This window comes from Corynebacterium hansenii, assembly GCF_030408795.1.
Classification (GTDB): domain Bacteria; phylum Actinomycetota; class Actinomycetes; order Mycobacteriales; family Mycobacteriaceae; genus Corynebacterium; species Corynebacterium hansenii.
Genome location: NZ_CP047211.1, coordinates 1915120 through 1925815, shown reverse-complemented (window position 1 = coordinate 1925815; position 10696 = coordinate 1915120). Strand labels below are relative to the sequence as shown.

Here is a 10696-nt window from a genome sequence, read left to right as displayed (position 1 = left end):
GGGAGTCGTGCGGGGCCGAACCCGTGCCCGCGACGGCGCCCGCGTGCGCGGTGCGCCACCTGCTTGCCCCGCTTTTCCCGATTGCCCCGACACTGATTTCCAGTCCCGTCCCATCTTCTTCCCCGAGGTGACCAACAGATGAGCGATTCCCCCTCCACCGGATCCGCCCGCGAGCAGGGGACCCTGCCCGCCAGCGTGCACATGATCGGCATCGGCGGCGCCGGAATGTCGGGCGTCGCCCGCCTGCTGCTGGCCCGGGGCGTCTCCGTGTCCGGCTCCGACATGAAGGACTCCCGCGCCGTCGTCGGCCTGCGCGCCATGGGCGCCACGGTGTCCATCGGCCACGATGCGGCGAACCTCGACGCGTCGGGAAGCCTCCCGGACGCCGTCGTGGTGTCCTTCGCCGCCATCCCCGACACCAACCCGGAGCTCGCCCGCGCCCGCGAACTGGGCATCCCGGTGCTCAAGCGCTCCGACGTGCTCGGCATGCTGCTCGAGGGCAACCGGGCGGTGCTCATCGCCGGCACCCACGGCAAGACCTCCACCACCTCCATGAGCGTCGCCGCGCTGCAGGCCGCGGGCCTCGACCCGTCCTTCGCGGTCGGCGGCCTGATGTCGAAGGCCGGCGTCAACGCCCACCAGGGCACCGGCGACGTCTTCGTGGCCGAGGCCGACGAGTCCGATGCCTCGCTGCTGACGTACTCGCCGCAGGTCGCCGTGGTGACGAACATCGAGCCCGACCACCTGGATTTCTTCGGCACCGCCGAGAAGTACTACGCCGTGTTCGACGCGTTCGCCGGCCGCATCGTCGACGGCGGTGCGCTGGTGGTCTGCGCGGAGGACGACAACGCGGCGGCGCTCGGGGAGAGGGCCTCGGCCGCGGGGATCCGCGTGTACGGCTACGGCGGGCCCGAGGCACTGGAAGCCCACCCGGCCCTCGAGCCGGGCGGCATCCTCCACGGCTGGACCGCCCACGGCGGCGGCGCGCGCGTCGAGGCCACGGTGCTCGGCGAGCGCGTGACCTTCGAGCTGCGCCAGCCGGGCCGCCACATGTTGCTCAACGCGCTGGCCGCCCTGGTCGCCGGTTGCCTGGTCGGCGCCGACGCCGCGCGGATGGCCCGCGGCCTCAGCGAGTTCACCGGCGTCCGCCGGCGCTTCGACTACCACGGCCGCATCGACGGCGGCGACTTCGACGGCGCCCGCGTCTACGACGACTACGCCCATCACCCCACCGAGGTGCGCGCCGTGCTGGGCGCGGCCCGCGAACTCGTCGACGAGGCGGGCCGCGGCAACGTGGTCGCCGTGTTCCAGCCGCACCTGTACTCGCGGACCAAGGCCTTCCACGCCGAATTCGCCGAGGCGCTGTCGCTGGCCGACCGAGTGATCGTGCTCGACGTCTTCGGCGCCCGCGAGGAGCCGATGGCCGGCGTCGACGGCGACCTCATCGCCCGGGACGTCACCGCCCCGGCCGTGTTCGAGCCGCACTTCACCAGCGCGCCCGCCCGCGTCCGCGAAGTCGCCGGCCCCGGCGACATCATCCTGACCATCGGCGCCGGCAGCGTCACCATGCTCGCCGACGAGATCCTGGGCGAGCTCGGCTGATGCGGGGCGCGGGAGGCGCCAAGCGCGCCGGGATCATCGCTCTGGTGCTGGTCGGCGTCGCCGCACTCGTCTGGGCGGTCCTGTGGTTCACGCCGGTGGCCACGGTCAAGGAGATCCGCGTGGAAGGCGTCGTCAACGGCGACGCCGCCGCGATTTCCGAGTCCACCGGCATCCCCATCGGGGAGCAGCTCATCCGCGTGGACACGGACGCCGCCGCCCGTGCCGCCGCGGCGCAGCCGTGGGTGGAGAAGGTGACCGTCGGCCGTTCGTGGCCGTCGGCCATCACGGTCCGGGTCGTGGAGCACACCGCGGTGATCCACATACGCGCCACCGACGGCGAGCACCTGTTCAACGCGGAGGGCACGGAATTCCTCACCGCCCCGCCGCCGCCCGGGAGCGTGGAAGTCGTCCGGGTGCCGCGGGTGGACGCCCCCGAGCCGGGCAAGCTCGACCCGGACCCGCGCACCGTGCGGACGGTGCTGGACATTCTCGCGGCACTGCCCGAGGGCGTGCGCGCCGAGGTGGCGCGCATCGACGCGCCCGGCCAGACCGAGGTGGCGCTGATCCTGCACGACGGCAGGGAGATCTTCTTCGGTTCCTCCGACCGGGTGCGGGAGAAGGGTCGCGCTGCGGAGATCGTCATGGGCCGCGAAGGCCAGCGCTGGAACGTGTCCAACCCGGTCGAGCCGACGCTGCGCAACTGACGCTGCGCAACTGACGTTCCGGGACGGGCGGTGCGGACCGGGTGGCGCGCACCCGCCCTTGCGGAATCGGCGCCGCGCAACCGATGCGGCGCCGCTGTGGCCGCGTCGCCGCACGTGGAGCGGGTTCGCGGCCCAACCTAGCCCTCAACCTCTACTTGAGGGTGCCGACACGCCGGGCGCTCGGTGGCGGATCCGCGCCATTCCATGAACGATGATGGGGCGGACAACAAAGCCGGGAACGCAACAAAGGAAGGGCGAGCTGAACCACATGACCTCCCCGAATAACTACCTCGCCGTGATCAAGGTCGTCGGAGTCGGCGGCGGCGGCGTCAACGCCGTCAACCGCATGATCGAGGAGGGTCTGAAGGGCGTCGAGTTCATCGCCGTCAACACGGACTCGCAGGCCCTGATGTTCACCGACGCCGACGTCAAGCTCGACATCGGGCGCGAGGCCACCCGCGGCCTCGGCGCCGGCGCCAATCCCGAGGTCGGCCGCACTTCCGCGGAGGACCACAAGGACGAGATCGAGGAGACGCTCAAGGGCGCCGACATGGTCTTCGTCACCGCCGGCGAGGGCGGCGGCACCGGCACGGGCGCCGCGCCGGTCGTCGCGTCGATCGCCAAGAAGGCCGGCGCGCTGACCGTGGGCGTCGTCACCAAGCCGTTCTCCTTCGAGGGCAAGCGCCGCACCAAGCAGGCGATGGAGGGCATCGAGCAGCTCAAGGAAGCCTGCGACACGCTCATCGTCATCCCGAATGACCGGCTGCTGCAGATCGGCGAAGAGAACATCGGCATGATGGAGGCCTTCCGCGCCGCCGACGAGGTCCTCTTCAACGGGGTCCAGGGCATCACCGACCTGATCACCACCCCGGGCATGATCAACGTGGACTTCGCCGACGTGCGTTCCGTCATGGCTTCGGCCGGTTCCGCGCTGATGGGCATCGGCTCGGCGCGCGGCGAGAACCGCGCGCAGAAGGCCGCGGAGATGGCCATCAACTCCCCGCTGCTGGAGACCACGATGGAGGGCGCGACCGGCGTGCTGCTGTCCTTCGCGGGCGGCTCCGACATCGGGCTGATGGAGGTCAACCAGGCCGCCTCGCTGGTGGAGGAGCAGGCCGACGACGACGCCAACATCATCTTCGGCACCATCATCGACGACAACCTGGGCGACGAGGTCCGCGTGACCGTCATCGCCACCGGCTTCGAGGACCGCGCCCGCAAGGCCACGGTCACCCCGTCGCAGCCGAAGCCCGATGCGGAGGATCCGTCGGCGAGCCTGCCGGGCGGCGACAACCTGGGCGCCGCCGACCGCGACCGCGAGCCGGTCGTGCGCGACGAGGTCCGGGAGGAGCGCCGCGATGCGGGCTTCACCCCGCGCACCCGCGTGTCCGGCGGCCTGTTCACCGACGGTTCCCGCCGCGACGAGGACTACCGCGGGGAGCACCGCCGCGGCGGCCGCCGCGAGGAGCGCCGCGAGGAGCGCGCCCCCAAGGATGACGGCCTCGATCTGCCGGGTTGGGCGTAGGCCCCGGCGCATGAACCCGACCTCCCCGCAGGGGAGCGGTGCCCGTCGCGTGCGGAAGGTGCTCACCACCCGCCGCGGCGGGTTTTCCGCGCCCCCGTACGACTCCTTCAATCTGGGCGATCATGTCGGCGACGACCCCGCGGCCGTAGCCAAGAATCGCCTCCGCCTGGCGGAGGGGATGGGCCTCGACCCGTCCCGCTTCGTGTGGATGGAGCAGATCCACTCCAACACGGTCACCGTCGTCGACGGCCCGCGCGACGAGCCCGTCCCCGCCACGGACGCCATCGTCACCACCGTGCCCGGCCTCGCGTTGGCGGTCCTGGTCGCCGACTGCGTCCCGGTCCTGCTTTCCGACGACGACGCCGGCGTCGTAGCCGCGGTCCACGCCGGGCGCATCGGCGCGCGAAACGGGATCGTGGCGCGGACGGTGGAGACCATGGTCGGGCTCGGCGCGTCCCCCTCATCCATCCATGCGCTGCTGGGCGCCGCCGCGTGCGGCGAATCCTACGAGGTGCCCGAGTCGATGGCGGCGGACGTCGAAAAGCACCTGCCGGGGTCGCGGACCGTCACGGACCGGGGCACCCCGGGCCTCGACGTGCGCGCGGGCCTGATGCGGCAGCTGCATGGCCTGGGCGTGACGAACATCAACGCCGAACCGCGCTGCACGATCTCCGAACCGGACTATTTCTCGTACCGGCGGGAGGGCAAAACCGGTCGTCAGGCGGGCATCGTCGTCCTCCTGGAGGAGTAGGCGGGGCCCGGGCGTGTCGGCCCGGCGGAGAACCTTCATCCGGGTACCTTTGTGATCAGCACCGCACCATCACCCACGACATGCAAAGGATGATCATGTCCAACATCTCCAGGAAGGTTTCCGACTTCTTCGGGCTGACGCCCGCGCGGGACGACGCGGATTTCCGCGACCGTTACGAGCGCGACGCCTACGAGGACGACTACCGCCCGGCCGGCCGCTACGCCGACGACTACGAGGACGACTACCGCGATTCCGGCCGCGGCTACTCGCGCGGCTCCGCCGTGCGCGACTACGACCGCGACGAGCGCGCCGACCGCGACCTGGACCGCGACGACTCCTACGGCCGCCCGCACCTGCGCCCGCTGGACCGCCCCGTCGCGCCGTCCGTGCACCACATCACCCCGAAGACGGAATTCCTGGACAAGTACTCCGAGGCGAAGGTCATCGGCGAGAGCTTCCGCGACGGCGACATCGTCGTCTTCGATCTGGTCGACCTCGAGCCGGCCGAGCGCAAGCGCTACCTGGACTTCGTCGCCGGCCTGGCGTTCGCCCTGCGCGGCCGCATCGAGGCCGACGGCACCCGGTTCACGCTGCTGCCGGAGGGCGTCGAGCTGTCCGATGCCGAGCGTGATCGCCTGTCCGTCTAAGCTCTAGGCGTGCAGACTTTCCTCGGCATCCTCCTCATCCTCGTCCAGCTGTTCACGTACCTTCTGCTGGCGCGGATCGTCATCGAGATGATCCAGTCGTTTTCGCGGGCGTGGCAGCCGGGCCGGGCGTTTTCCATCGTCGGAGAGGTGATCTTCACCATCACCGACCCGCCGGTGAAGGCGCTCCGGAAGGTCATCCCGCCCATGCCCATGGGCGGGGTGCAGCTGGACATGTCGGTGCTCGTGCTCTTTTTCATCCTCATGATCCTCCGCATGGTGCTGCAGGGCCTCGCTTTCTGATGCCCCGCGAACCGGCGGGCCGCCCCACGGCGGCCCGCCGGTTCGTTCTTTTCGTGCGTTTTCGGCGACCGGCGACGGCGGCGGGGGACGTCGCAAAGGGGTCGGGACGGTGAAATTTCGTTGATTCGCCCACATCGGAGGCGGACTTTCGGCTAATCGGGTGAATCCGGCAAAGTCCCAGGTTGAGCGGGAGGTTTAGGGTTTGTGGTGCGTGTGAACGAACCTTACTCCGGTGCATCCTGGGGTTTTCGGGATGCACTGGACGTGTGTTGCAGGTGTGATGTCGGTACTATGGGCCGGGAAGAAACAAGTATCGTCGTTCGAGGATCGCGTTCTTCCGCCCGCAACGGCGGTAGCCCGGTCCCCGACGCGCGGGTTCCCGGCCATCACCGGCGGGGAGCGTCCCGTGACAATACCGGTCCACAAATTTTGAAGGGGAACTCTCCATGCCGCTGACTCCAGCTGATGTGCACAACGTCGCGTTCAGCAAGCCGCCGATTGGCAAGCGCGGCTACAACGAGGACGAGGTCGACCAGTTCCTCGACCTCGTCGAGGACGCGCTGGGCGAGCTCCAGGACGAAAACGCCGACCTGCGTCTGCGCGTCGAGGACCTGGAGCGCGACCTGGAGGACGCCCGTTCCGGCGCCTCCGCTCCCGTGTCCGTCCCCTCCGGCGTCGACGAGGACTCGCTGCGCGCGTCCATCGAGGCCGAGCTCCGGGCCGAGTACGACCGCCGCCTGGACGAGCAGGCCTCCCGCCTGCGCGCCGAGGCCGAGGACCGGGTCCGCGAGGCCGAGGACCGCGCCGCCGCCGCCGAGTCCCGCGCCCAGGCCGGCGGTCAGCAGCAGGGCTTCGCCGGCATGCCGGACGCCGACTCCGCCACCGCCGACACCCACATGCAGGCCGCCCGCGTCCTGGGCCTGGCCCAGGAGATGGCCGACCGCCTCACCGCGGACGCCAAGCGCGAGTCCGACGAGATGCTGTCGCTGGCCCGCAACAACGCGGAGAGCACCGTCGCCGACGCCGACGCCCGCTCGCAGGAGACCCTGACCAAGGCCCGCCGCGAGGCCGACGAGACCCTCACCGACGCCCGCCGCCGTTCCGAGCAGATGATCGCCGACGCCAAGTCGGAGTCCGAGAAGACCCTCACCGACGCCCGCCAGCGCAGCGAGCAGATGATCGCCGACGCCGACGCCCGCTCCACCGCGACCATCACCACCGCCCGCGACAAGGCGGCGGAGCTGCAGGCCGACGCCGAGCGCAAGCACACCGAGATCATGACCACGGTGAAGCAGCAGCAGCAGGCGCTGGAAGCCCGCATCGAGGAGCTGCACATCTTCGAGCGCGAGTACCGCACCCGCCTCAAGACCTTCCTGGAATCCCAGCTGGAGGAGCTCAACTCCCGCGAGACCGCCGCTCCGGCGGACGGCTACAACAACTAGCGGCCGCACCCGGCGGGCCCGCGGCTCAACCGCCGCGCCGCCCGTCGCAAAGCCGGCCGGACCGGGAGCGCCCGCCCCGGCCCCGCACCACGCGGGGCCGGGGACGGGCGCTTCGCCGATGCGCGGCGCCCGGTCTATACTGATCCAGAACATGCGCAGTGATCCGGCAATCACCGGGGAGCGTTCCGGAAGAACGGCGCCCGCCGCCCATGCGGCGGACGCCCAGTAGAACCGGACGGGTCGGGCCCGCACAGCCCGGATGATGAGCGGGCCGCGCGCCTTTCCTTCGGAAGGGACGCGGTCAAGCGGGGTGGTACCGCGCCGACAGGCGTCCCCGTGGCACTTTCCCCGGTTCCGGCCGGGGGCCAGTCGACCCACGGAGGACCCACGTGAACAAGCCCACCCCCGCAGGCGGCGCCTACCCGCGCACCGACCAGTTCGGCGACGTCTCGGGCAGCCCCAGCTTCCCGGCCCTGGAAGATCGAGTCCTCGACTTCTGGGCCGCCGACCAGACTTTCCAGGCGTCGATCGACGAGCGCGACGGCGACGAGGAGTACGTATTCTACGACGGCCCGCCGTTCGCCAACGGCCTGCCGCACTACGGTCACCTGCTGACCGGCTACGTCAAGGACATCGTCCCGCGCTACCAGACCATGCGCGGCAAGCAGGTCAACCGCGTCTTCGGCTGGGACTGCCACGGCCTGCCCGCGGAGCTGGAGGCAGAAAAGCAGCTGGGCATCACCGACAAGGGCCAGATCGAGGACATGGGCTTGGCCAAGTTCAACGAGTACTGCGCCACGTCGGTGCTCGAGTACACCAACGAGTGGCAGGACTACGTCACCCGCCAGGCCCGCTGGGTCGACTTCGACAACGGCTACAAGACCATGGACCCCGGCTTCATGGAGTCCGTCATGTGGGCGTTCAAGGAGCTCTACGACAAGGGGCTGATCTACCAGGGCTTCCGCGTCCTGCCGTACTCGTGGGCCGAGCACACGTCGCTGTCCAACCACGAGACCCGCCTGGACGACTCGTACAAGATGCGCCAGGACCCGACCCTGACGGTCACTTTCCCGGTCACCGGCGCCGTCGCCGGCTCCGCCGCCGAGGCGACGCTGGCGGAGCATCCCGAGCTTTCCGACTCCGCCGCCCTTGCCTGGACGACCACCCCGTGGACCCTGCCGTCGAACCTGGCGCTGGCGGTGCACCCCGAGGTCGAGTACTCGCTGGTCCGCGTGGGGGAGAAGGGCCTGGCGGAGTTCGCCGGGCGCACCTTCCTGCTGGCATCGAACCTGGTCGCGTCGTTCGCCAAGGAGCTGGGCAAGGACCGCGAGGTCGTGGCGACCTACACCGGCGCGCAGCTGGAGGGCCTGACGTACCGGCCGATCTTCGACTTCTTCGCCGATCAGCCCAATGCGTTCCAGGTGCTCGTGGCCGATTACGTCACCACCGAGGACGGCACCGGCATCGTCCACCAGGCCCCCGCCTTTGGCGAGGACGACATGAACACCTGCAGCCGCTACGGCATCGAGCTGGTCATCCCTGTCGACATGGACGGCAAGTTCACGTCCTTGACGCCGCCGTACGAGGGCCAGCTGGTCTTCGATGCCAACAAGGACATCATCCGCGACCTCAAGGGCGCGGGCCGCGTGGTGCGCCACCAGACCATCGAGCACTCCTACCCGCACTCGTGGCGCTCCGGCGAGCCGCTGATCTACATGGCGCTGCCGTCGTGGTTCGTCGCCGTGACCAAGTTCCGCGACCGCATGGTCGAGCTCAACCGCGAGCAGATCGAGTGGATGCCGGAGCACATGCGCGACGGGCAGTTCGGCAAGTGGCTCGAGGGCGCGCGCGACTGGAACATCTCGCGCTCGCGCTACTGGGGCTCGCCCATCCCGGTGTGGGTGTCGGACAACGAGGAGTACCCGCGCGTCGACGTCTACGGCTCCCTGGAGGAGCTGGAGCGCGACTTCGGCGAGCGCCCCAAGTCGCTGCACCGCCCCGACATCGACGAGCTGGTCCGCCCGAACCCGGATGACCCGACCGGCAAGTCGATGATGCGCCGCGTGCCGGAGGTCCTGGACTGCTGGTTCGAGTCCGGCTCCATGCCCTTCGCGCAGAAGCACTACCCGTTCGAGAACAAGGAATGGTTCGACGCCCACTCGCCGGCGGACTTCATCGTCGAGTACTCGGGCCAGACCCGCGGCTGGTTCTACACCCTCCACGTGCTGTCGACGGCGCTGTTCGACCGCCCGGCGTTCAAGAAGGTCGTCGCCCACGGCATCGTGCTGGGCAACGACGGCCTGAAGATGTCCAAGTCCAAGGGCAACTACCCGAACGTCAACGAGGTCTTCAAGCGCGACGGCTCCGACGCCATGCGCTGGTTCCTCATGTCCTCGCCGATCCTGCGCGGCGGCAACCTGGTGGTCACCGAGCAGGGCATCCGCGACGGCGTGCGCCAGGCGCTGCTTCCGATGTGGAACGCGTACTCGTTCCTGCAGCTCTACGCCTCCAAGCCGGCCGAGCACGCGACGGATTCGGACAACGTGCTGGACCGCTACATCCTGGCGAAGCTCGCGGCGACGGTGAAGGCGACGACCGCCAAGCTGGACGACACCGACATCGCCGGCGCCACCGACGAGATCCGCTGGTTCTGCGACGCGCTGACCAACTGGTACGTCCGCCGTTCCCGCGATCGCTTCTGGGCGGGCGACGAGGAGCACCCCGAGGCCTTCAACACCCTGTACACGGTGCTGGAGACCCTCACCCGCCTGGCCGCGCCGATGCTGCCGATGGCGACCGAGGTGATCTGGAAGTCGCTGACCGGCGGCCGTTCGGTGCACCTGGCCCCGTGGCCGTCCGCGGACGAGCTTTCCGACGACGACGCGCTCGTCGCGGCAATGGACGACGTCCGTGCGGTGTGCTCGGCGTCGTCTCGCGTGCGCAAGGCCCACCAGCTGCGCAACCGCCTGCCGCTGCCGAAGCTGACCGTGGCCATCCCGGACGCGGACGCGCTGGAGCCGTTCAAGGACATCATCCGCGACGAGGTCAACGTCGACGACGTGGAGCTGACCGAGGACGTCGCGTCCGTCGGCCGCTTCGAGGTCGCCGTCAACGCCCGCGCCGCGGGCCCGCGCCTGGGCAAGGACGTGCAGAAGGTCATCAAGGCCGTGAAGTCCGGCGACTACGAGGTCGTCGACGGCACGGTCGTCGCCGGCGGCATCGCCCTGGAGGAGGGCGAGTACACCCGCCGACTGGTGGCGGAGAACGCCGAGTCCACCGCCGAGGTCGACGGCGTGGACGGCCTGGTCGTGCTGGACATGACCGTCACCGAGGAGCTGGAGGCCCGCGGTTGGGCCGCCGACCGGATCCGCGGCCTGCAGGACGCCCGCAAGGCATCCGGCCTGGAGATCACCGACCGGATCTCGGTGACCATGGCCGTTCCCGCCGAGCGCGCCGAGTGGGCGGAGCGCCACAGGGACCTCATCGCCGGCGAGGTGCTGGCGACGTCCTTCGAGGTGACCGTCGACGGCGGCGCCCTGGCCCATGATCTGGGCGACGGCTGCACCGCCGACGTCGCCAAGGCTTCAGCGGAGTAGTCCACGGCACCCGATCGATCCACAATCGCCCCACGGCCACCGCCTCCCGCGCAGCATGCGGGAGGCGGTGGCCGTAGCGTTCGGGTCATCGGGCGCCGGACGGGCCGGCCCCGCGGATCATGAGGGGGA

General features: G+C 70.2%; 8 protein-coding genes. All 8 read left to right on the top strand.

Annotated features, from left to right (window positions below; genetic code table 11):
• The first annotated feature begins 138 nt into the window (after positions 1 to 138).
• The 8 genes from murC to ileS all read left to right on the top strand — a co-directional run bounded on the left by murC (position 139) and on the right by ileS (position 10567).
• Positions 139 to 1602 carry a UDP-N-acetylmuramate--L-alanine ligase gene (gene murC, locus CHAN_RS08345; RefSeq protein WP_290288576.1) on the top strand — a complete coding sequence of 488 codons (1464 nt, stop codon included), beginning with the start codon at positions 139 to 141 and terminating at the stop codon, positions 1600 to 1602.
• Positions 1602 to 2306, top strand: coding sequence for a cell division protein FtsQ/DivIB (locus CHAN_RS08340; RefSeq protein WP_290288573.1), 705 nt, complete (start codon positions 1602 to 1604; stop codon positions 2304 to 2306). Before murC ends, CHAN_RS08340 begins: the two co-directional genes overlap by 1 nt.
• 268 nt (positions 2307 to 2574) lie before the next feature.
• Entirely contained in the window at positions 2575 to 3831 is a 1257-nt protein-coding gene (ftsZ, locus tag CHAN_RS08335; protein WP_048744552.1) for a cell division protein FtsZ, read from the top strand.
• Between the two features lie 10 nt (positions 3832 to 3841).
• Entirely contained in the window at positions 3842 to 4582 is a 741-nt protein-coding gene (pgeF, locus tag CHAN_RS08330) for a peptidoglycan editing factor PgeF (RefSeq protein ID WP_290288567.1), read from the top strand.
• Positions 4583 to 4677: 95 nt separating this feature from the next.
• A complete protein-coding gene (sepF, locus tag CHAN_RS08325; protein WP_065421595.1) occupies positions 4678 to 5229 on the top strand; it encodes a cell division protein SepF in 552 nt (183 codons plus the stop codon).
• 9 nt (positions 5230 to 5238) lie between these two features.
• Positions 5239 to 5529, top strand: coding sequence for a YggT family protein (locus tag CHAN_RS08320; RefSeq protein ID WP_048744548.1), 291 nt, complete (start codon positions 5239 to 5241; stop codon positions 5527 to 5529).
• 446 nt (positions 5530 to 5975) lie between these two features.
• Positions 5976 to 6971 carry a DivIVA domain-containing protein gene (locus CHAN_RS08315; protein ID WP_048744546.1) on the top strand — a complete coding sequence of 332 codons (996 nt, stop codon included), beginning with the start codon at positions 5976 to 5978 and terminating at the stop codon, positions 6969 to 6971.
• A 389-nt stretch (positions 6972 to 7360) separates the two neighbouring features.
• A complete protein-coding gene (gene ileS, locus CHAN_RS08310) occupies positions 7361 to 10567 on the top strand; it encodes an isoleucine--tRNA ligase (RefSeq protein ID WP_290288555.1) in 3207 nt (1068 codons plus the stop codon).
• Positions 10568 to 10696: the final 129 nt, after the last annotated feature.